This window comes from Microcoleus sp. F4-D5 (genome assembly GCF_036704885.1).
GTDB lineage: Bacteria > Cyanobacteriota > Cyanobacteriia > Cyanobacteriales > Microcoleaceae > Microcoleus.
This window is the reverse complement of record NZ_JAUBSX010000063.1, coordinates 21,527-43,781: the sequence shown is the minus strand read 5'-3', so window position 1 is coordinate 43,781 and position 22,255 is coordinate 21,527. Positions and strand designations below refer to the sequence as shown.

Annotated in this window: 17 protein-coding genes and 1 pseudogene; 12 read left to right on the top strand and 6 right to left on the bottom strand. The window is 43.4% G+C overall.

What is annotated here, in order from left to right:
- Positions 1–2,476, bottom strand: a 2,476-nt coding sequence (locus QUA80_RS24390) for a DUF4347 domain-containing protein (protein ID WP_333427596.1), incomplete at its 3' end; no start/stop codon positions are given.
- A gap of 607 nt (positions 2,477–3,083) precedes the next feature.
- On the opposite strand from QUA80_RS24390, the gene mtnA reads away from it, so the two are divergent.
- The 3 genes from mtnA to QUA80_RS24375 are packed head-to-tail and all read left to right on the top strand — an operon-like array spanning position 3,084 to position 5,529.
- Entirely contained in the window at positions 3,084–4,145 is a 1,062-nt protein-coding gene (gene mtnA, locus QUA80_RS24385) for an S-methyl-5-thioribose-1-phosphate isomerase (RefSeq protein WP_333427595.1), read from the top strand.
- A 37-nt stretch (positions 4,146–4,182) separates the two neighbouring features.
- Positions 4,183–4,668, top strand: coding sequence for a type IV pilin-like G/H family protein (locus QUA80_RS24380; protein ID WP_333427594.1), 486 nt, complete (start codon positions 4,183–4,185; stop codon positions 4,666–4,668).
- A 3-nt stretch (positions 4,669–4,671) separates the two neighbouring features.
- Entirely contained in the window at positions 4,672–5,529 is an 858-nt protein-coding gene (locus QUA80_RS24375) for a rhodanese-like domain-containing protein (protein ID WP_333427593.1), read from the top strand.
- Positions 5,530–5,656: 127 nt separating this feature from the next.
- Here QUA80_RS24375 and QUA80_RS24370 read toward each other — a convergent pair whose 3' ends face one another.
- Positions 5,657–6,004, bottom strand: a complete 348-nt coding sequence (locus QUA80_RS24370) for a hypothetical protein (protein WP_333427592.1) — start codon at positions 6,002–6,004, stop codon at positions 5,657–5,659.
- Positions 6,005–6,245: 241 nt separating this feature from the next.
- On the opposite strand from QUA80_RS24370, the gene QUA80_RS24365 reads away from it, so the two are divergent.
- Complete coding sequence (locus tag QUA80_RS24365; protein WP_333427591.1) at positions 6,246–7,205, top strand: cation diffusion facilitator family transporter; 960 nt, start codon at positions 6,246–6,248, stop codon at positions 7,203–7,205.
- A 204-nt stretch (positions 7,206–7,409) separates the two neighbouring features.
- On the opposite strand, the gene QUA80_RS24360 is transcribed toward QUA80_RS24365, so the two are convergent.
- Positions 7,410–7,736 carry a TIGR03985 family CRISPR-associated protein gene (locus QUA80_RS24360; protein WP_333427590.1) on the bottom strand — a complete coding sequence of 109 codons (327 nt, stop codon included), beginning with the start codon at positions 7,734–7,736 and terminating at the stop codon, positions 7,410–7,412.
- Between the two features lie 205 nt (positions 7,737–7,941).
- Between QUA80_RS24360 and cas10 the strand changes: the two genes are divergently transcribed.
- The 7 genes from cas10 to QUA80_RS24325 all read left to right on the top strand — a co-directional run bounded on the left by cas10 (position 7,942) and on the right by QUA80_RS24325 (position 16,052).
- Entirely contained in the window at positions 7,942–10,248 is a 2,307-nt protein-coding gene (cas10, locus tag QUA80_RS24355; protein WP_333427589.1) for a type III-A CRISPR-associated protein Cas10/Csm1, read from the top strand.
- Positions 10,249–10,254: 6 nt separating this feature from the next.
- Complete coding sequence (csm2, locus tag QUA80_RS24350) at positions 10,255–10,743, top strand: type III-A CRISPR-associated protein Csm2 (protein WP_333427588.1); 489 nt, start codon at positions 10,255–10,257, stop codon at positions 10,741–10,743.
- Between the two features lie 2 nt (positions 10,744–10,745).
- Entirely contained in the window at positions 10,746–11,732 is a 987-nt protein-coding gene (csm3, locus tag QUA80_RS24345) for a type III-A CRISPR-associated RAMP protein Csm3 (RefSeq protein ID WP_333427587.1), read from the top strand.
- Positions 11,733–11,744: 12 nt separating this feature from the next.
- The gene (gene csm4, locus QUA80_RS24340; RefSeq protein WP_333427586.1) at positions 11,745–12,848 is read left to right on the top strand and encodes a type III-A CRISPR-associated RAMP protein Csm4; all 1,104 of its coding nucleotides are present in this window, start codon (positions 11,745–11,747) and stop codon (positions 12,846–12,848) included.
- Between the two features lie 5 nt (positions 12,849–12,853).
- Positions 12,854–14,254: a type III-A CRISPR-associated RAMP protein Csm5 gene (csm5, locus tag QUA80_RS24335; RefSeq protein ID WP_333427585.1), complete on the top strand. Its 1,401-nt coding sequence runs from the start codon at positions 12,854–12,856 to the stop codon at positions 14,252–14,254.
- 101 nt (positions 14,255–14,355) lie between these two features.
- Entirely contained in the window at positions 14,356–15,027 is a 672-nt protein-coding gene (gene cas6 / locus QUA80_RS24330) for a CRISPR system precrRNA processing endoribonuclease RAMP protein Cas6 (RefSeq protein ID WP_333427584.1), read from the top strand.
- Positions 15,028–15,056: 29 nt separating this feature from the next.
- Complete coding sequence (locus QUA80_RS24325; RefSeq protein WP_333427583.1) at positions 15,057–16,052, top strand: hypothetical protein; 996 nt, start codon at positions 15,057–15,059, stop codon at positions 16,050–16,052.
- A 179-nt stretch (positions 16,053–16,231) separates the two neighbouring features.
- Here QUA80_RS24325 and guaA read toward each other — a convergent pair whose 3' ends face one another.
- The 3 genes and pseudogenes from guaA to cbiD all read right to left on the bottom strand — a co-directional run bounded on the left by guaA (position 16,232) and on the right by cbiD (position 20,698).
- A complete protein-coding gene (gene guaA, locus QUA80_RS24320; protein ID WP_445302287.1) occupies positions 16,232–17,833 on the bottom strand; it encodes a glutamine-hydrolyzing GMP synthase in 1,602 nt (533 codons plus the stop codon).
- 154 nt (positions 17,834–17,987) lie between these two features.
- Positions 17,988–19,255: pseudogene (locus QUA80_RS24315) on the bottom strand (RNA-guided endonuclease InsQ/TnpB family protein).
- A 321-nt stretch (positions 19,256–19,576) separates the two neighbouring features.
- Complete coding sequence (gene cbiD, locus QUA80_RS24310) at positions 19,577–20,698, bottom strand: cobalt-precorrin-5B (C(1))-methyltransferase CbiD (RefSeq protein WP_333427580.1); 1,122 nt, start codon at positions 20,696–20,698, stop codon at positions 19,577–19,579.
- 429 nt (positions 20,699–21,127) lie between these two features.
- Here cbiD and QUA80_RS24305 point away from each other — a divergent pair, with 429 nt between their 5' ends.
- Complete coding sequence (locus tag QUA80_RS24305) at positions 21,128–21,556, top strand: hypothetical protein (RefSeq protein ID WP_333427579.1); 429 nt, start codon at positions 21,128–21,130, stop codon at positions 21,554–21,556.
- The last annotated feature ends 699 nt before the right edge of the window (positions 21,557–22,255 follow it).

Here is a 22,255-nt window from a genome sequence, read left to right as displayed (position 1 = left end):
TCACTCCGGCGACGCCAAGTTCTCCGGCAGCTTGAGTGCCGTTGCCGTCAGTGTCGTTGAATTTGATGCCGGTGATGGTACTCAGGGGCACGACAACGGGAACAGGCTGTGCGGAAAATTCAGAAGTGTTGCCAGCGGCGTCTGTTGCTGTGGCAGTGATTAATTGCCCTGCGGTGACTGCTGCTGGGAAAGTTTGATTGAAAGCAGCGTTGCCCGTGGCGTCCGTCGTTATCGGGACAGAAGCGATGAAGGTTTGACCTTGGGTGCCGGGGGCAGTGTTGGCGAAAAATTGCAGGGTGAAGTTGGTATTGGGGGTGCTGTTGTAAGTTCCCGCGACGGTGACGCTGCCACCACTGGCGGTAGCGGTGGTGAGTACGGGGGTGTTTTGGAGGTTGTTTGCACCGGTGTCGGCGTCGCCCGCATCATTGGCGGTGATGCCGTTGTTGCCGAGGTCGATGCCTAAGCTTGTGTTGGCGAAGATCGAGTTGTTTTGGATGCTGTTGCCGGTACCGGAATTAACTGTGACCCCAGCTATAGCGTTATTGGCTATAGTATTCGCCTGGCCAGGTGCTGCGCCCCCGATCGCATTATTGGAAGAGTCAACCAATACGCCCGGAGCGTTATTCGCCACTGCGGTAGTGCCGTCGGTTCCGACGCCGATGAAGTTTCCCCGCACAAAGTTACCTGTAGCCCCGGCATTAATGATGACACCGCTACTGCTATTGCCAGAAATGACGTTGCGCTCGCCTGCCGTTGAGTCCCCGCCAATTGTATTGTTGGTGGCATTCGCAGTGATGGCAACGCCAAAACCGCCGTTGGCGATGGCTGCCGTACCTGCGATATTGGTGCCGATGAAATTGCCCCGCACACTGTTCCCTGTGGCACCGACACCCGAGATGCTGATGGCACTGCCAACATTACCAGAAATAATGTTCCGAACCGCTGCTGTATTGCCACCGATCGTATTGTTGAGCCCATTGTCTATGACCACGCCAGCACCGTTGCTCAAGGCTGTTCCAGCGGCATTGAGGCCGATGAAATTGGCTTGGACAGAGTTGCTGCTGCTATTGTCAACAATGCTGATGCCGCTGTTAGCATTACCGGAAATGACGTTGCCAGCACCTGTTACACTACCGCCAATCGTATTATTGTTTGCGCTTCCCTGGAGAGCTACGCCCACACTATTTGCAACTGCATTATTTCCGCTGACATCTGTACCGATGTAGTTGCCTAGGAGTTGGTTGTTGATGGCTGCCGTGCCAGCAATGACTGCGCCAGTACCGTTACCAGAAATAATATTGCGGGCAGCCGCCGTGCTGCCCCCAACTATATTGTTAGCTGCCTCTTGGATAACTACTCCGGCACCGATGTTGGCTACTGCAGCCGTGCCCGCTGCATTAGTGCCTATGAAGTTGCCCAGTACAGAGTTGCTCCCGCCAGCAATGATGACACCGAAAGTAGTATTGCCGGAAATGACATTGCGATCGCCCGGGTTAAGTCCGCCAATTATGTTACCGGTAGCACCGGACTGAATGACGAGGCCAAATACGCCGTTGGGCCTGGGCAGAGTACCGGTGGCATCAAGACCGATGTAATTGCCAGATACTGTGTTCCCATTGCTTTCAACGGAGATGCCGGCGTTGGTGAAGCCATTGATTATTAATCCCCGCACGGTGCTGCCACCGCTACCGGCAGCAAGGATCAGACCGTTTGCAACGGTATTGTTGCCAGATAGCTGGATAAGTGGGATGCCTGCAAATCCAGTCTGCGAGGTAGCGTTGATGATTACGGGAGCGGTAATAGGTGGCAAGATCGAGAGGGGCGCGATCGTCTGCGGGCCTGTACCAATGGCAAAGTTAATATTGTGCGGCGGTGCGGCAGTGGCATTTGCTTGAGTAATCGCATCTCGCAGCGAACCCGGCCCGGCATCGTTGGTATTCGTAACAACAAACGTCGCCAAGGTATGCCCGTAATTTGCCATTACCTCCGGCTCGATCGCCAATCCTGTTTTAATCGCTCCAGTAGCGTATTCAAGTACCCAGTTTCCGCCTTTTTTGGCGCTCCCCGTAATATCTGCTGAAGCGGCAATATTAGCTTTTGTTAACTTGCTCAGCTTTTTTACAAAAGCCTCTCCTTTTTCACCTGCTGCTACGTTACATCCGTATATCAGAATTTCAAATCGATTTTTAATTGAGCTGACAGATGACGAAAACCACTGTTTGAAACAGTCGCGATATGTTTCTAAATTGTCGGAATTCAGGATAGTTTGCCCTAGCTGCAAACTTCCCGATTCCCCGTGAGAAATAATGTGAACGCTTTCTATACCTTTGCGGCTCTGCAGTGCTTCGGCAATTTGTTCGATGCCGTCCCGGGAGCGATCGACTAAAATTACCTCTGTACCCGTTTTAACTCCTGCAGCCAGACTTTGCCAATCTTCAACTGCTGAATCTACGAAGACTATTTGTAGGTTTTTCATAATTACTGTTCCCCCATGCACCTAATTAGGTTTTCAAAATGTTGTTTCCGTGCGATCGCCCCAACTTTTTTATGACTTACACACGATTGTTTAGAAACCGGCTTTTTTTTACGAAAAGACGGGTTGTAGACCGCACAGGGGCGTAAAAAACCCGGTTTCACCTGTCCGGATGCGTCCAGGACTGTTTTTATCTCCGACATAGCCTGCTCTCAAATCAGTAAAAACTTGACAAGTATCTAATTTTGTGACTTTTTTACACTTCTTGGAGCTGGAATGTTGGGTCGATCGCACTTTTTCATTCTCAACTTAAAAAAAGCAGACCTCAGGTACAACTAGCTTGTTCCCGATTCCTGAAATCATTCAAAAAACATAAATATAATTTACACAACTTAATGTTATGTTTTTTACTAAGTACACTTTTGTGAAAAAGAATCCTATTCTAGGCAAATTCCAAACCGAGAGAGTGGTAAGTATCCAGCAATTCTTCAATCTCAAATCTCAAACCGCAGGAATGGGATTTTGGCAAATTCAGCGTGTCCCTCATAACATAGAGGAATAGTCGCCTTCATGGCATCATAGAAACTTGTCCCTCACATAATTGAAATCGATGACCGCTCAAAACTCTTCAGTTTCCCCCGTCACTTGGATAGAAGACAGAGTTCTGCTAATTGACCAAAACCGATTGCCGAAAGAATACGGTGTAGTCGAAATTAGCCGCTGCGAAGATATGGCTGAGGCGATTAAAACTATGATAGTCCGAGGTGCTCCGGCGATCGGGGTAGCAGCAGCTTACGGGATGTATTTGGGGGCGCGAGAAATCCAAACGGGCGATCGTACCGAGTTTTTAACTAAACTAGAACAAGTTGGCGAGTTATTGCGATCGACTCGTCCCACAGCGGTTAATTTGTTTTGGGCAATATCGCGAATGCTCAAAACTGCCGAGAGAACTAGCGGTTCGGTCGAACAAGTGCAAAAAACTTTGTTAGAAATGGCCAAAACCATTCAAGCAGAAGACTTGCAAACTTGTCAAGATATCGGCGACAAAGGTTTAGAAGTTCTGCCAGCTACACCCGAAAAATTGAACTTACTAACTCACTGCAATGCAGGTGCATTAGCAACTGCCGGCTACGGAACTGCTTTAGGTGTATTTCGTTCTGCTTGGCGAGAAGGAAGACTCGGAAGAGTTTTTGCAGACGAAACTCGGCCCCGTCTCCAAGGTGCAAAACTCACCACTTGGGAATGCGTGCAAGAAGGAATTCCCGTCACTTTAATAGCTGATAATATGGCAGCTCACTGCATGAAACTCCGAATGATTCACGCAGTAGTTGTCGGTGCAGACAGAATCGCTGCTAACGGCGACGCCGCCAATAAAATTGGCACTTACAGTTTAGCAATTGTTGCCAAAGCTCACAACGTTCCTTTCTTTGTCGCTGCTCCTCTGTCAACAATAGATTTTGAACTTTCCGACGGCAGCAAAATCCCCATTGAAGAACGCGATCCAGTTGAAATGTATCAAGTTGGAACTACGCGAATTTGTCCTGTGGGAGTTGAATTTTACAATCCCGCTTTTGACGTAACTCCGGCGGAATTAATATCGGGAATAATCACAGAACACGGCACGGTTGCTCCTGGGGAATTGAAACAGTTTCAGGCAAAACAATTAGTTTAATTATATGTTTCTCAACTGCTCATTCCACCGGCTCTCTGTGAAATTAAGCAGGATTTATAGCAGCTACTGGCAGATCGAAGTTGCGATCGCATCTCTAACTCTGCCAGTTATTTTCACTTCTGTCTCGGAAGCTCAAGTTTCACAAACGCTTAAAACTAAGGAATTACAAGCGAAAAATTTTGTGGGTTCGATGAATAAAGCCCAGCAAGTTTACTATGCTGAAAAAGCAGGTTTTACAAGTTCTGTTTCCAATCTATTGGTTTATATGGGTCTCCAAATTAAACCTGACGCGACCAATTACAGCTACTCGATCGGCATGCTGAAAAAAGGTTCTGTATTTAACTACGGAGTCTCGAAGCAAGCTAATCTCAAAAGTTTTGTGGGGGGAGTCTTTTTGGTGGGAAACAAGACCCAAACAATCTTGTGTATAAATGCTGCTCCTGGCAAGACTAAACCACCTAACCCAACTAATACCAAAGGGGTTTTAGCCTGCGGTGCTAATACAGTAAAAGTTACTCAATAAATTATGTCTAATTTACTGGGTAATTTAGCAAATAACTGGATAGTAAATGCAGATTTAGCTAAGCAATTGCTGGAACAAGAAGCTACTTTACTAGATGCTCGCCAACCTATTTTAAAGTGGTTTTGCCGTCTCCCACCAGCTATTCCCGTAACTTGGCAGGAATTTTCGCGTTCCGAGTTTCCCCACAAGGGAAAAATTATCGAAAATAACACAGTTTTAACTCAAAAACTGCAAGCAATTGGTATTTGTCAAGACAAACCTGTGATAGTGGTTGCCGATTCCGTGAAAGGGTGGGGCGAAGACGGGCGAATTGTTTGGATGTTGCAGACTTTGGGACAGGAAAAAGCCGTTTTTGTCGATGGAGGATATCGGGCTTTAATCAAAGCTGGAATTAATCGAGTGAAATCTGCAAACAATCCACCGAAAACAGGAGATTTTGTAATATCTCGCCTCTCGAATTGGGAAATTCAGCGGGATGAATTGAAAGCAATTTTAGGCAATGAGAATTTAGTCATTATTGACGCCAGAGAGCCGCGAGAATATGCAGGTAAAACGCCTTACGGAGAACAGCGGGGCGGCCACATTCCCGGTGCGGTTCACCTCTATTACAAACAGTTGATGGACAAACAGGGAAAACTGCTGTCTCGCGGGGAAATTGTCGCTATTTTACAGCAAAAAGGAGTTTCGCAGTCAACTCAAATTGTGAGTTATTGTAGTGGGGGAATTCGCTCTGCATGGTTGACTTGTGTATTGACAAATGTGGGATTTTGTGCTAAGAATTATGCTGGTTCTATGTGGGAATGGTCGGCGTCGCCTGCAGATAGCTATCCCCTTTCAATCAGCCTTTCAGGGGCGGGCTAGAAGCCCAACCCCTACTCCCCACAATAAAATTTAATGTTTGTGGAACAGGTCGGAAAGCCTGTTAAGCGAGAATGGTATCTGAACTCAGATTCAACCTATTAACTACAAACGATCGAGGTTGAGAATCTCAACCTACTTGTTCGATATACTGAGCGAGATCGTCGCGCAGGCGGCTGAGTTCGGCTTCTGTGGTCACGCGCACGCGATCGTCCCGAACAGTAATCAGCACTTTTGCAGCAAAAGGAGTTGGCCAGATATTCGGGTTGCAGAAAACTTCCAAAAATACATCTCCTGCATACCGATATTCCATCGGTTTTTGGGGAGAAGCTTTAGCGCCAGCGGTTTTGGCGGCTACAGCTTTCAAGCTTTCCATCAAAGCTGCAATTTCGTTTTGCAATTCCCGGGCGGCTTGCGGGGAAAAGCTAAAGGAGACAGAACCTTCGACTAAATTCAGTGTCAGCGCAGAAAGAGACATGGGCAATGAAATTTAACATACAATTGTTAATGATAAAAGATATAGTAACCCAAAAGAAGTACATTGCAGCTCAATTGGACTGCGAGACTGCTATTAATTAAAACTTATCTCAAGAAGCGACGCTAAATTAATGAATGTAAATCTAGTCGCAAGCTAGATTCCGCAAGAGTTTTAACCTGTTATGACTTGATAAGCTTTAAACTAGAAACCAGAAAACTTGACGGCCGATCGAGGAGATTTTATGGTTGCCGATAACCGTTCCAAAGTCCGCAAGGTTTTAATAATTACCTTATTGCTAAATTTGCTGGTGATGGCAATTAAAGCAGCCGTGGGATGGCTGACTGGTTCCCTCAGTTTGCTGGCAGATGCTTTGCACAGCGTCACGGACAGCGCTAATAATATTTTAGGATTGCTAACTAATCATTATGCCAATCCGCAGCCCGATCGCGATCATCCCTACGGACACCAAAAATTTGACGCTCTCGGAGCTCTGGGAATTGCTGCTTTTCTGGGAATTGCCTGTTTTGAAATTCTCAGCGGCGCTGTTGAAAGGTTGCTCAAAGGTGGCACAGTTGTCAAAATATCGCCAAATGAACTGTGGATTTTGCTGCTGGTACTGGGGATTAATATTTTTGTCACTTTTTACGAGCGCAGAGTTGGCCAACGTCTCGGTAGCGCGATTTTAGTGGCTGACGCTCAGCACACGATGAGCGATGTTTGGGTGACAATTATGGTCATCGGCGGGTTGATCGGCGTTTGGCAAGGAGAGGTTTGGAATATGCCTCAATTACAATTCTTGGATGTGTTTTTGTCTTTTCCTGTGGCTGTTTTGGTATTTAGCAGCGGTTGGAAAGTTTTAAGGGAAAATCTGCCTTGGTTGGTGGATGAAATGGCGATCGCACCGGAAGTTATTCACGCGATCGCAATGGATGTGCCCGGCGTTGTTAACTGTCACTCGATCGCCTCCCGCGGCCTGATCGGGCGTCAAGTGTTTATTGAAATGCACGCGATCGTCGATGCTGTTGATGTAGAAACAGCTCACCGGATTACAGAAGAAGTAGAAGCCCGTTTGGAAGAACGTTTCAGCCCTGTACGCATCTTAATTCACGTTGAGCCACCGGCTTACGAGTCCGACCAAATTAGCTACGATTCTGAAGAAAAGGAAGAAGGAAAGAGGAAGCGGGAAGGAGGAAAAATGTAGGCTGTGTCTCTAGCAAACAGCAGGTTGAGCGATGAAGGATGAAGGCGGTTTTTGCGATCGCAATTCCTCTAATTTTTTAAATGTTATCAAAGGAATTAAAGCGATCGCACTTAATTTATTGCTAGTTTTCCACAGGAAAAGGGGGGTTTTCCACAGAAATCAGCAAGTTTTCCACAATAGCTTTGATAATTATCGGGCAAGAGACTATTGGTACAAGTTGCCAGTTTTTTGGATTTCTACGGCCATTTTCTGTCGCAAGTCCCAAGGTAGCAGAATTTCGACTTCTGAACCTAAAGCGCGCAACCACCTCAGCGGGTAGTAGTCTGTGTCTCGGTAAGTGACTTGGTAGTAAGCATCGTCGGTTGGGCGAGACTGGAGGATTTGTAAAAGTGCCGATCGGTGTTCTGGGTTGGGAGTATATTGTTTGATTAATGTGGCAGCGCGATCGTACTCTATGGCGGTACAGGTATGGTGAATGCTGATTCCTTGCATATAACTTTGATGAAAAGTGCGATCGAACCGCAGTACCATCAGCGCTGCTTCTTTATAAAAATCGCAGCCCCAAGCTTCTTTTAGCTTGTGTTTTGGTTTACAAAGTTTCTCACCTTTACGGTGCTATTGAAGTTTGCGATCCGAAGTTGGGAAAATATGTAATTGCAATTACTCAAAATCCAGAGTATAATGTCGGTGACTTAGTTGATTGATAATTTGCTAGGTAATAGAGGAAGTTTCAGATATGACATCACAAGAAGTTGCTTTACAAGTGATGCAGCAAACAATCTCCGTTTTAAGAAAGTGGGTAGATGCTCAATTCTGTTTTGAATGCCAGCCTGCTGAGGAGCATCTAGCAGTGACAAAAGCTAAGAAAATTTTATTATGGCAGGAGCAAGAACCTAATCACTTACAGTTGTTATTCGACGCTGTTAAGTTTGACGATAGTAAAGAACGAAAGGACAATAATTATTGTCCAGTAGAGGCTATCGCAGATTCCGAGCCATCTATTCCCTATCCCGTCAAAGAGGCACCGGATTTAACCGAGTACAAACAAACCATAAAAACTGAATTAGAAAATATCGATTTGCAAGATTGGGAAAATTTATCTCTCCTTACGTTAATAACCGAGAAATATGGATCGTGTCTCAGTTTTATCGAGTCGGATGTTGCTTTGATAGATATGGCGCGATCGACGGCGGCTGTTGCTTGCGCGATCGCTCGCAATCCAGAAGCAGATAACATTTGTTTAATTGCCGGCGATTTATCGGGAATTCAAAAGTTTATTTACACCATTTCTTCTGATGGAGCGCTGAAATCTCTGCGTGCTAGAAGTTTTTATCTGGAGTTAGTTTCCGAAGAAATCGTGCAGCAACTGCTAGAAAGGCTAGATTTACCGCGTACCAGTATTATCTATGCGGGTGGAGGAAACTTATATCTATTAGCACCTCACTTATCTAAAAACCTCGAAAAAACTATTATTCAAATTCGCGATCGCTTTAATGATTGGCTTAAGATAACTTTTCAGGGACAAGTGTTTTTAGCACTAGACTATTTATCTTTACCTGTTGAAGTTGTAGGCACATCAGAATTTGCTAAATATTGGAAGCAAACGCCTCAAATACTGCTCAAACAAAAACATCGTAAGTTTGATAGCCAACTAGATCGATTTCTTACACCTAACTTAAGTTATCCACCGTGTCGAGTCTGTCATCGAGATGACTTACCTAGTCTTAAACCATTAAATCATATAGAGTTAGATTCCTCACCTGCTTGTTGGATGTGCCGTACAATGTTTGCATTAGGTGATAAACTACCTAATATAAAAGCAGTTGTTCGTTCTAAAAAATCTAGTTTAAACAGAAAATTTAAAACAGGCGAAAGATTATCTTTTCCTGGCTCATACTATTATCTCTTTGAAACAACCGATCTAGCAGTTACAGTTACGAGTGGAGAGATAGTTTTTTTAATCAATAATTGGCAGTTAGATCGATATTATCAAGATAATACTGTACCTTTACTGTTGGGTAAGTACGGTCAGACCATTAAAACTGAAGAAGGAGCGCACTTTATCAGAGCTGGTGAAATGGCACAATTTGCTCAAGAAGCTGGTTGTATTCCTAGAGTTGGTTACTTAAGGATGGATGTGGATAAGTTAGGTAAAATTTTTGCTAATGGGTTAGGTGACAAGCAGACTTTGCCAAGACTCGCTGGACTATCTCGCCAAATGAGTTATTTTTTCAAAGTTTATCTCAACAGTTTGGCAGAGGATCGGCAAAAGAATTTTATCACCCCAATCAAGACGGGTGAAGCGTTAAAAAATGCAAAATATTTAACCGAAGAAGAACGCAAAAATTTACTATTTATCTACGCCGGAGGCGATGACCTATTTGTCAGCGGTGCGTGGAATGAAATCGTCGAATTTGCTTTTGACACTTATCAATCTTTTCGAGAATATACTGGATGGAATCAAGATATTACTATTTCTGGAGGTATTAGTATTAATGATATCAAGTATCCTCTGTATCAAGCTGCTAATCGTTGTGGAGATGCTGAGGAAGCTTCTAAGGGAAACGGTCGAGATAGTTTGGGATTGTTTGGAGAAGTGTTTAAATGGGAAGAGTGGGTAAATATAGCCACTCTGGTAGAAAATAAATCAAAAGTTTTTGATTACCAAAAAGAGCGCTATCTTGCTAGAGAAGCAAAACCTGAAATATCTGATGTTTTAAGCTTTGTTCAAATCTTGACTAATAAACTAGATATTAATTCTGACTATTCTCGCAGTTTCATTCGCAGGCTGTTAGATGCGGCTGGAACCCAAGAACAAATTCTCAAGCAGATGGACAAAGATCGAGAAAAAGAGGAAAATAAAAATGGTGTTCGCTATTACCTACACTTACCCAAGTTAGCCTATGCTTTATCAAGACTCCCCAAATCATTACATGATGACAAAGATTTCATTGTCGTTCGTCAATCTCTGATGAACCCTCGTAACGCGCCTTACTTTCGGGCGATCGCTACTTGGATTGAACTACTCACTCGCTCTAGGTAATCTATCATGAATAGTCCCCGCCCTAAACTTAATGACAAAAGAGATAGCGACAAACCAGATATTGTCAAACAAGTTGTTAAAACCATAACCGATATAAAAGTAGAAGTGGGTCTAAAATACTATCCGATTCGCACTTTAGTTAAAGATGCTGAACAATTTGGAGAATATATTAAAGGTCGGGGATTAAAGACAAACCAAATTCGCAAATTTTTGGATACAGTAAATCGCCTCAAGGTTGAAATAAAAGTACAAATTAAAAATAAAACAACTGATGCCGGAGTAATCAGTTTGACAGAGTTACCCAAAATAGACGCTGAATTAGTTCTGCTAAAACAAAAACTTGCTTATGCTTCTGCTAGACAGGATGCTGTTAAACCGTTAAAAGAAGTCATGGATGTTGCCATTGACAAAGTTCAAGACTTAGAAGATTTTGAACGTTTCTTTCAATTGATTGAATCTATTATTGCCTATCACAAAGCCGCCGGAGGAGAATGATTATGCCTGCATCAATAGAACAAAAACGCTTATTGGGTAAACTGCATATCAGCAGCACTATAGTTGTTGAAACAGGACTTCACATTGGCGGTGTCGAAGGAAATCTAGATATTGGTGGTATTGACAAGCTAGTGGTTCGAGATCCAATTACTGCATATCCTTATATCCCTGGTTCTTCACTTAAAGGTAAACTGCGTTCTATTTTAGAACGTTTTTTAAACAAACCTTTAAATCGGGAATCTGGGGGAGTTTGGCGTTATGAGAGCGATGACTTGTTAAACGGATTTACAGAAATTAAAGGGAATTCTGGACGATCGTCACAGTTCATTTTTTACGACGGTGCTGCTACTTGCGAACTTTCTCGCGTGTTTGGTTCAACTGGTAAAGACTGTTGGGTAAAAGCTTCTGAAGTGCAAGAAGCAGGAGAAACAAAAAATCTAGTTAAAGAGGGTCTTTTAGGTAAAGAAAATAGTAGTGGCGAGTTATATAAAAAAATTAAAGGGCAAAATGCTCCTGCTCGTCTTATTGTTCGGGATTCTCATTTACAGGAAAACTCTCTGAAAAAACTTGAAAAAATTGATACTGGCTTATTTTTGACTGAGCGTAAATTCGAGAATGGAATCGATCGAATAACAGCAGCAGCCAACCCCCGACAGATTGAGCGAGTGCCGAAAGGGGCTAGATTTAAGTTAGAAATGGTTTATACCGTTGAAAATGAGGAAGAAGCTTTCAAAGATTTTGAAAATTTAGCGATCGCTCTAGCCATTTTAGAAGATGATGCTCTTGGTGGACATGGTTCGAGAGGCTACGGCAAAGTAAAATTTGAGGATTTCAATCTGTGCTATCACGATTACTCCAAGATTGCTGGAGGTGGTCATAAATTTGACAGTTCAATGGAAAAACCACCCAAAAATATCAGAGAACTATTGGGACTATTTGACCGTAAAAACAGCAAAGTTCAGCAATTGTTGCGAGGAAGCAATAAGTAGAATAGGTGTAAAATGTGTTGGAAATTAGTTAGGCTTAATTTTGGTCAGAATCTTGCTCACTTTGGCGAAGTAGGCATTGGTTTAGAACAGACAAGCGAACGGGTACGATCTGATACGCTGTTTAGTGCCTGGATTAGTGCTTATGCGAAGTTGTTTGGCAAAGAAGCAGTAGGGCAATTACTAAAGGGATACGAAGAGCATCCTGAATTAGCCTTTCGCGTTAGTTCTACTTTCATTTATAGGCGAAAAGGCAATCGATACACCTATTACCTGCCTCGACCATTGGTATTTCCAAAGGGATATCCAGGTAGTTCAGAAGAAGATGATTTAGAATTTGCTAAGGTTTACAAAAAACTCAACTACTTACCCTTGAAGATTTGGCATCGCTGGTATCAAACTGAGATAGGTTTCACCGAAGACGATCGCGAGGAGTTAATTACTAAAGCTCAAGCTGGAAATGAAAAAGACATCGACAGAAATGGAGATTTGTATAAAGCTGGAACGTTTGACTACAGTAAATTTTTTAAATTCGACTTAGTTCCTAAAGTTGCAGTCGATCGAATTACTAGAGCTACAAATTTTTATCATACTGGTTTTGTCAAGTTTCACAGGGAACCGGAAAAAGATGAAGACGCAGGTTTGTACTTCCTCATCTCTTTTCCCCATTCATTTGATCGGACGCTAGAAAAAAATCTAAAGATTTCCTTGGATCTTTTGGGAGAGGAAGGGATAGGAGGAGAAAGATCTACTGGTGCTGGAAGATTTGAGGCTGAATGGTTAGAATTAGATAACTTGTGGACAGATATCTTGAAACCATCTAATCTGATTAACCCGCATTACTGCTTAATTAGCTTGTACTGGGAAAAATCTCTTCCAGATGGACTACTTAGAAAATCCGCTTGTTACGAAATTCTGGCACGAGGTGGTTGGATTGCATCTCCTTTCTCTGGTCGTCAGTTACGCCGCCAATCTATACGGATGTTTGCTGAAGGCTCTGTTTTCCCAATATTACCCCAAGGTGAATTAGCTGATGTAAGGCCAAAAGACTTTAAAAATAATCACTCAATCTATCGCAGTGGTGTCAGTGTTAGTCTGCCAATCAACACATCGGAATAAACATTATGAGCAATGACTCTCGTCCTGCTTTAGCTCAACTGAATGCTTATCAAGAGTGCAACTACAAGTGTAGACGTGTTCGGTTAACTAGCCCTCTTATTCACATTGGAATAGGAGCAGCAGGGGCTTTAAATATTTTTGAGTATGTGCAAGAAAACGGTGAAATTTATTTTCCAAATCAAACAGCTTTAGCAGAGGTATTACACAAACCAGGAAAATCTCAAAGACCTCAAGCTTTACAGCGAAAGATTAATACCAAAACTGCAAATCGTGGATACTTGCAAGAATATGAAAAGTTATCCCAAGAGTATATCAGAGTAATTGAAACAAAAGGTGACTTTAATCAAATTAGAAATATACTCAAACAACTAAAACAACTTTATGACAAAGCTCTTGGCTCAGGATGGCTAGACGAGCGGGAAATATTTCCTGAAACAGGTATTAGTGAGAAATGGGTAAATCAGCTAATTACCAAGGATGTAGCTCCGATGATTCGTAATGGGTTTGGAGAAATTTATATTCCAGGTTCATCAATCAAAGGAGCAATTAGAACTGCGATCGCCTACTACTTACTTAAGCACCAAGCACCAACAAGAGTGAGCGAAATTGAGCAAGAGATAAGACGACGCAGAGCCAAGGAACTGTCTGACCAAAAAACATTTTTAGACGACGATCCAATTCTCAAAATAGCTAAGGACAAAAATATATCTATGAATAGCTATTTATTCTCTAATTATAAGCTCAGTTTTGAAAATAGGCTATTTGGAGAACCAAATACTCAAAATACAGATTTTATGAGAGCAATCAAGGTGGCTGACTCTGCACCACTGCTAACTGATTGTGATGATGTGGTGAACTTACCTGTTGTAGCTGAAGTTATTTCGTCTAGCTTTAAAGAAACTCTCGATCGACGAATAGCAGAATCTCGTGCCACTAACTATATTGAGATGATTTGGAATCTGCAAACAGAATTTACTCTTTGTATAGATACAGAAATGCTGGATAGATTTCAGCACGAGCAAGGTATGCAATTACCATCTCAACTGAAAACTGTAGAAGGGATAGTAGAAATTTGTCATGAATTTGCACAAGCTCAGTGGGAGTACGAGCAACAATACTGGAACAGCATCACAGATACTCAACCAAAACTTGATTTTAGTTCTATTCGTGATTTTTATTCCTCACCTAGCAATCACAATCTAAGATTAGGTTGGGGAAGCGGGATGATAGGAAATACCGTAGGATTGCACTTTCAAGAACAAACTAGAGCTACTATCCGTAATGCTTGTTGTCCTAAACAAACAAGTAGCTCTGAAGCTCCAAAGTCTAGACGTACCGCAGTGATTCCCGATCGAGACAATCCAATTAAAAAACCTTTAGGATGGGTTAATCTTACACCTTTGTAATTTATATGCTAATTCGCTCAACCTGGATATTAAATACATCAGAACCAGCAACGATACCTCGAAATTATGGATTAGAATTAGCCAAAAATTTGCACAAAAAAATGAATTTAACTATGGGGAACCAGATCGTTCCTACTCTTACTTACTCAGGGATTGTTGGCTATTGTTCTGCTTCTAAGGATTTTTTAACTTTCAGTCCCGATCGTTTGTACAAGTTATCGCTATGCGGATTACACGAGCAAACAGCTAAGGCAATTGCAGAGCTAGACTTATCTTCCTCAATAGAGCTTTTTGGCACAAAGTTTGATGTCCTTAACCGAGAAGATGAAACTAGCAGCTATGAAAGTCTATATCACACCCTAATTGCAACTGAGCCAGAACCAATCAGAAAATTTAAGCTAAATTTTGTAACTCCTACAGCGTTTGCTCAACATCGGACTCATTTACCTTTGCCTGTACCAATTCTGATGTTTCGCAGTTGGCTAGAGCGTTGGAATCATTTTGCCCCTGTGTATTTAGGTGGCGATGAACTGTTAGTATATTTGAGTGAGGCGATCGCCCTCAAGTATCACAATACTCAAAGCCGCTTATTCAGCCTTCCCAAGGGTTATGTAAATGGATTTACGGGTAATGTGACATTACAAGTTTTGAGTCGCACTGAACCTTTACTAGCAAATGTTGCTAACCTTCTCATTCACTACGCTAGTTTTGCTAGTACGGGGATGAAAACTCGCTTAGGGATGGGTCAAACAGAAATCGTTTCGATAAGTTAATTGTAAATAAATCTAGTTTCGAGGTTTTTATGGGAGTTTACCACTTAATGGGATTGGGTTTATCGCCAGGAGCTGTTACCGGGCCTATTTCCTATTTAGCTCATCGTTATCAGCGGGGTAACAAAGAAGATTTGGAATTTTTTGCTCGATCGGGTGAGGCAGATCAAAAACCTGAAGAAAAAGGTGATATTCAGGGAATTGTAATTTTTACAACTAAAGAAGTTTTAGAGGGTTCAGATACTCAGTATGACTTGTATTATGTGGAAAATCCAAGTGGCAGAGTTCCCAGAAACCCTAAACAAGATTTATACCTGCCAATGCAAACAAAACTAAAAGAATTACTCAAAAAAGATTGGTCTAATATTCGTGGTAAAGAGCATAAAAGAAAGGAAGGCGATATCTTCTGGTGTGAAGTCGATCTTCGCAATACTGAGTTAACTTACGATCGTATTATTAAAGTAGTAGCGACGCTTGACAATCCAGGAAAACGAGGTAAGGAAGTATGGATCAATCTTACTGGTGGTAATAATGTTATTAATTTTGCCTTGCAATTAGCAGCCACTTTATCTAGTGCTATAGCACGGCTTTACTACGTTCAAGCCATAAATGAAGATGCTGAGAAATGCGTTAGATTTACTGCTGAAAATGATTATTGGGTAGACTTACCTGTGATCCCTCTAGTTTTAAGTCCCTTAATTGAGGCAGTCATAAAAATTGTTGATAATCAGGAATTACATTATACCGATATCTACAGCCGTCTGAGGGACCGTGGTAGCCAATGGGAACTTTTAGGGCAAGTTCCTGATGCTGAAGAATTCAATCAAAGATATTTGTTGCCTATGTGGAAGCCAGGTATAATACAAACTGTCAAGAAGAATGTCTATACTGTGGGTTCTCAGTGGAAACTCATTCAAGAGTATAAAGAAAAATTTGAGGAAGCTAAAAATACAGGCTTAAATATTGATGACCTAGCTAAAGACGCAAAAGAACAGTGGATTAACAAAGAAGAGATAAATCTGAGTTAGTGTTGGTTTTTACCAGCTTCGTCTCAAGGAAAAATTGAAACTGCGATCGCCCTTCGCACTCCCCATCCCCTCAAGCCCGTGAAGCGTAGCTATCCGGTAGGGAATCGCCCTTTTATCCAAAATCACAATAAGCAGACAGACGAAAAAATCTGTCCGCCTACTTAATGACTAACTACAAATCACTCCCACTCGATCGTTCCCGGCGGCTTAGAAGTAATATCGTAAACCACCCGGTTCACCCCCTTAACCTCATTCACAATCCGGTTCGAGATCAGTTCCAACAAATCGTAAGGAACCCGCGCCCAATCAGCCGTCATCCCGTCTTCACTCTTAATAAACCGCAGAACGATCGGGTAAGCATAAGTGCGCTTGTCCCCCATCACCCCTACACTGCGAATCGGCAGCAAAACTGCAAAAGCTTGCCAAAGTTCGCCGTACAATCCGTGGCGGTTAATTTCTTGGCGAACAATGAAGTCAGCATCCCGCAAAATATTTAGTCTCTCTGCGGTAACTTCTCCTATAATCCGAATCGCCAATCCCGGGCCCGGGAAAGGTTGTCGGTTCACGATTTCTTCGGGTAGCCCGATCGACCTGCCGACTTTTCGCACCTCATCCTTAAACAGTTTTCGCAGCGGTTCAATCAGCTTAAATCGCAAATCTTTCGGCAAACCCCCCACGTTGTGGTGGCTTTTAATTTTAACAGCAACTCGCTCCCCGCTTTTCGGGTCTACATTAGTGTCTGCCGACTCAATCACATCAGGATAAAGAGTACCTTGTGCCAGGTAGTCGAAGGGGCCGAGGCGCTTCGATTCTTCTTCAAATACGTTGATAAACTCGTGACCGATCCGCTTGCGTTTTACCTCCGGATCGGTAATCCCTTCAAGTTGAGCTAAAAAGCGTTCGCGAGCATTAACATACTCAACGTCAATGTGGAATTGCTCTTTAAATAATTTTACCAACCGTTCCGGTTCATACTTCCGCATAAACCCTTGGTCGATAAACATACAGGTAAGTTGGTCGCCGATCGCCTTGTGCAGCAAGAAAGCCAAAGTAGAAGAATCTACACCGCCCGATAGAGCCAGCAAAACTCGTTTATCCCCCACTTGCGCGCGAATTTCGCGAATCGATTCCTCCACAAAAGTAGCAGTCGTCCAAGTCGGTTCGCACTCGCAAATGTGGTAAACAAAATTGCGAATTAAAGCTATTCCCCCGATCGAGTGAACCACTTCTGGGTGAAACTGAACGCCGTACAAATTTTTCTCGTGGTTAGCAACAGCAGCACACGGAGTATTGTCCGTGTGAGCGAGGATCTCAAAACCCGAAGGCAACTCGGAACAGGAGTCTCCGTGGCTCATCCACATCGTGCTGCCTTCTTCGACATTTGTCAGCAAGTCCGTAGGATCGTCAATAAATAGCGATGCCTTGCCGTATTCGGCTAACTTAGCCCGCTCAACCCTACCTCCAAGCTGCTTTACCATCAACTGCATCCCGTAACAAACTCCCAACACCGGTATTCCCAAATTCCAAATTTCTGGGTCGCATTGGGGAGCTTTTTCATCGTATACAGAACTCGGGCCTCCTGAAAGAATAATTCCTTTAGGATTGATAGCTTTTAACTGTTCTGCAGTAGTGCGGTAAGAAATAACTTCTGAATATACTTGAGTTTCGCGAATGCGGCGAGCAATCAGTTCGGAATATTGCGAACCGAAGTCTAGAATCACGATGATCTGGCGATCTATCTGCCCCAGAAAAGAGTTTGTGAGGACTGATTCTGTTTTTATTTGAGTAGTCACGGTTATTGCGTAATTGCTAATTGCTAATTGGGCCGAAGGTAGCGGAGATATCTGTCGCTGCTTCAGTACAAGACTGAGGAAGGCGAGCCAGCATTAGTCGCTAGGAATAAATCTTATTTATAGCTGGTAAAAGTATAGTCATTTATTGCATGACATGGGAGGCGTTAAGTCCCTCCCCTTCCCTTTCACTTTGAGCGGATCGACCCGCCTCGGCTGAACTACGCAGCTCCCTATCCCATTGCTGAACGCATTTGGGATTGCTTTTCTGAGGATATTGTACGCTGCATTCACATCGGAATTAATTAGCTGACCAGTCGATGTTTTGTACAAACCCCGCTTAATCCGCTTACCAGTAAACACAGGCTCTTTTTCGGTTTTTCCATAAACAGGAATTGGGTCTAAACCTAAAAAACTGGAGCGGGATGTGTAGGATTCTTCCTGCACAATTACTGTGATTCCCGCCAACCGAGCTTTGTACTCCAACATTTCAATTAATCGAGAGTGAGGAATACTAACAAAGTTTTGATTGGTTTGCTTCCCTAACTCGATTTCTGTTTTCCACTGCGCGTTCTTACCAATTACTAGCGTCCCAATCTGCTTGGTGAGCAAAAGGTTAATAATTAGACGGCTAGCATGATGTAAGTAATTATCAACTTTTTGATGGCGACAGCGAGTTAAGCGCTGAATGCGGGGCGAACTTTTGCGATTCCCTTTTAACTGGGATTGCAATCGTGCTTTCCGCTTATTGTAGAACTGGTTAATCGATTTCAATGGTCGCCCGTTAATCAACAAAGGGATAAATCCCGGTTGATTTGAAGTTAACGCCACTAAATTATCCAGTCCTAAATCAATACTAGCTACAGAATTTGCGTTGCCAAGAGTTGGCTCCGGTTCATCATAAATTACCTCAATTACATAGGAATCACATTTTGGAACCAGCCTAATTTGGCAAATCCGATCGGGAGCGACTTTGGTTTTGATTAAAAGTTCAGTAGCCGAAAGTTTAATAATTCCTTTCTTCAACTGTTTACTACTAATCGCTTGAATCGTGTAGACGAGAAGGTTTCGCCCTTTGGTTTTGTCTTTGTACTTTGGTAATTTTGGGCGACCAGTGAATTTTGAAGAATCAGCCTTGTAAGCTTTAACTGCTTTAAAAAACGATTTCCAATTATTGTCTAACACCATCAAGATTTGCTGGCTTACTTTTGCAGGCAAAGCCTTGTAGGCTTCATGAGACTTCATCAATCGGTTCATTTCGTTATAACTGACATAAGCCCCTCCATAAATAAAGCTCTGACGAATGACGTAATTGGCGGCATTGTAGAGGTTTTTCGACTTGAAAGCTAGTTCGTCAATTTGGGCGAAACGGTGTGACGTTGATTTAATGATGTGCCTCTCTGTTAGCTGCATTTGAGACTTCCGTTCTTTGGGCTGTGCGTATTTCTTGTTCAACACTCATAGCGATATGATACCATTCTTGTTTATAATTGCTTATAAACAAAACGAAGTTTTACAATACTAGATTGCTGTTAGCGATCTTAGTCGATTAATCGGGCATAGGGCAAGCATAGATTTACTTCGAGCCTTACCCTAATTAATTGAACTCTTGCGTCAGAAATTGCGTCCCGAAGCAACCTAGTATAATTAAGGTCTAGGGACAGAGAATTATTACTTGTTAAATACTATCCCCGATCGATGTTTTAAACAGAATTCAGGGATATTCACACTACCTTAACAAATTTGGGTCAAAAATGTATCTCCTATGTCACTTTTAACAATAATTTTGCGATCGCGCCCGAACATCACCGATCCCACGGGGATGCGCAGATTAGTGTGAGTAAAAATGCAATCCGATGACCGCAAGTCTATTTGTCGCGCGATGTCGCCGTAAATTCGATCGACCCAATTGCTGCCAGTTTGGGCGTCCAAAGCCCGCAGTTGCCCGAGAGCATCTTCCGCCGTCGCTGCGGCAAAAATTGCGGAACACGCATCCGCAGGCATTCCAGCCTTAGCACAGTAAGCTGTGAGAATTTCCCTGCGCCCGTCAGCGAGGTGGTGGTGAGTGTGAAAAATTCCCGCCGCCAATTTCATCAGTTTTCCGTGATAGCCAAACAGCAAAATCGATCGCACGCCCTGACATCCTGCTTCTACCAGCAGCGGGCCCAGCCAGTTAGCGGTTTTGACGAGCCGATCGGGATTAATCCCCAGTTGTCGCGCCAAATCCAAGCCGTTTTCGCCGATGCAGAATACCAAAGTGTCAAACAGTTCAGCTTTTTGTTGCAGTTGTTCGCGGTAAACTTCCAACTGTCCCGGGGCGCTCAGCGGTTGAGAAATGCCAGTTGTACCCAGCAGCGAAAGTCCTTCTACCACGCCGAAAGCTTCGTTAGAAGTGCGAGTGGCTAGTTGGCGCCCTGACGGCAGAATCAGGGTGACAGTAATTTTTTCGGACGGTGCGAGTTCTCGGCTCAGATTCGATCGCAGCAGTCGCATCGCATAATCATAGATTGCCGCTCCTCCACCTGCTTTGTGATGTCCAATTCCCTCGCCGCCAACAATCTGTATTTGTTCCCCCTCTTCCCCTCTCCCCAATTCCACCATTGCCCAAACGGGGGTATTTCGAGTCAGATCGAGATTGTCCCCCGGATCGGAGCGAGTCACGCCCAAAGCAGTACCAGTTTTGAGTACAGAGGCCTGCTCGATCGGAATTTCTGCCGTTATTGGCGGTTCCAGTAAATTTACTGATACGCTATCGAGAGATTTAATACCATCACGCAAGCACCTCAAGGCTGCAAGTGCTGCCGCACAGGCAAATACTGGCAGTGTATACCCAGATAAAGGTTGAGTTTTTGTCACAATCTAATGCAGAGATCCGTAAATTTGCCGGCGATCGACATCACGCCGTAACAGTGATACCCCTCAAACATTTAAGCTTAATTTTAGGGTTTGCTATTATCAGCAGTTAGCGTAATTTTTGTCAAGTAATAATTTTGTCCTAGCAGTTCCCGATCGCAGCCACACTTTTTGTAAGGTGCAATCGCCAACAACCTACTCCGAAGCCTTACGGGCACGGCACGTGCGGGGGATTTCCACAAACAACCCGGAATCTCGATCCGGAGTGCGTCCTGGACTGACGAACTTATTCCTGGAATTAAAGACAAATACTATAAACAGGTTCAAAAAAAAGATGGTTATAGCTATCTTCCACAGACGTTGCACCCTTTTTCCTCCCATCTACCCCGTACTGAGTACAGCTAGGGTGAGGATCTCCCTGGAGGAAGAAATATGAAGACCCCCACTACCTTCATCCAGTCAGTTGTTTCGGGTTCAACCGCTCAAATCGATCCCGAAACCACCGAATCCCACACCGTTGTTTTGCAACCCAAGGGCTGTCTCGGCGGCATCGCTGTGGTAGATTTCCAAATTAATTTGGAGCAAGCTTTGGAAAGGGCGGCCCTTGGAGTTGTCGTGGATATGCAGCAAGTAGATGCTGTCGCCCCAGAGGGAATTGCCGCGCTCGCCCGAGGCCTGGAGTTAGCAGCTATACTCGGCAAGTCGATCGTCCTTCATTCTATAGATTTAGCTAGCCGTAAAGGTTTGAGAGCCGAGTGGAGGCGCTCGTGCGAAATTTGTTTTGGCCCTTGGGGCGACTTGTTAGATGGGGAATTTGAGCAATTTTTGGCAGGCGAAATGCTGCGATCGCTTCCTTGTTAAGCTCTCAAACATACTTTTTTACAATTAGTCAATTTATATCTCCCAAGCGGTTGATGTCCTGGCGATCGCTTGGCGTCTATATTGATAACAATTACCCGGAAGTGCCAGTCTAGCTTTCAACCTAACATCTTGAAGGCGCGGCTGGCTTTATCTTACCATGCTAACTCAGCAATTCCCCTGATAAAGATTAACTTTTCTCGGTCAAAACCTATCTCGGAATACAAGCTCCTGATTTGAATCATCGTGGAGACAAACAGACTTGTTGCCTGGATTTAAAGTCTCCTGATTTCTAGTAGAAAGAAGAAGGCTTTAGCTATCGAGGAGAGAAGGAATCATATCGTTTTCGGTGGCACTGGAATGATACCGAGGGCGGCGCCGTGCCGTCTCGAAAGCTGTGGGTAATATTAATTCCGATGCTACCGGAGTTGATATAAGCAATCGACCGCATGGGTTTGGGACATTAAGAAATTCCTAAGCGTCTGGCGCAGTTGCTATATCAGTAAAGTAAGTCTTTTCCATGAAGGTTAGAAACCAGATTTCTAGGAAAAATACTGAGTTGAGCAACCATAAATAAGTAGATAGACGGAAAAAATACATAAATATGTCATTGCGAAGAAAACTAAGCAATCGCTCTTGTTATGAGAGCTTGAGAGGCTGTTACACGGTCAAATTTATTTGTGTCTACCTACTTAGACGGAG

Bases quoted from the DNA above. Each gene is read 5' to 3' on its own strand.
- mtnA (WP_333427595.1), top strand. From the start codon at position 3,084: ATGACCGCTCAAAACTCTTCAGTTTCCCCCGTCACTTGGATAGAAGAC.
- QUA80_RS24375 (WP_333427593.1), top strand. From the start codon at position 4,672: ATGTCTAATTTACTGGGTAATTTAGCAAATAACTGGATAGTAAATGCA.
- QUA80_RS24370 (WP_333427592.1), bottom strand. From the start codon at position 6,004: ATGTCTCTTTCTGCGCTGACACTGAATTTAGTCGAAGGTTCTGTCTCC.
- QUA80_RS24365 (WP_333427591.1), top strand. From the start codon at position 6,246: ATGGTTGCCGATAACCGTTCCAAAGTCCGCAAGGTTTTAATAATTACC.
- QUA80_RS24360 (WP_333427590.1), bottom strand. From the start codon at position 7,736: ATGGTACTGCGGTTCGATCGCACTTTTCATCAAAGTTATATGCAAGGA.
- cas10 (WP_333427589.1), top strand. From the start codon at position 7,942: ATGACATCACAAGAAGTTGCTTTACAAGTGATGCAGCAAACAATCTCC.
- csm2 (WP_333427588.1), top strand. From the start codon at position 10,255: ATGAATAGTCCCCGCCCTAAACTTAATGACAAAAGAGATAGCGACAAA.
- csm3 (WP_333427587.1), top strand. From the start codon at position 10,746: ATGCCTGCATCAATAGAACAAAAACGCTTATTGGGTAAACTGCATATC.
- csm4 (WP_333427586.1), top strand. From the start codon at position 11,745: ATGTGTTGGAAATTAGTTAGGCTTAATTTTGGTCAGAATCTTGCTCAC.
- csm5 (WP_333427585.1), top strand. From the start codon at position 12,854: ATGAGCAATGACTCTCGTCCTGCTTTAGCTCAACTGAATGCTTATCAA.
- cas6 (WP_333427584.1), top strand. From the start codon at position 14,356: ATGAATTTAACTATGGGGAACCAGATCGTTCCTACTCTTACTTACTCA.
- QUA80_RS24325 (WP_333427583.1), top strand. From the start codon at position 15,057: ATGGGAGTTTACCACTTAATGGGATTGGGTTTATCGCCAGGAGCTGTT.
- QUA80_RS24305 (WP_333427579.1), top strand. From the start codon at position 21,128: ATGAAGACCCCCACTACCTTCATCCAGTCAGTTGTTTCGGGTTCAACC.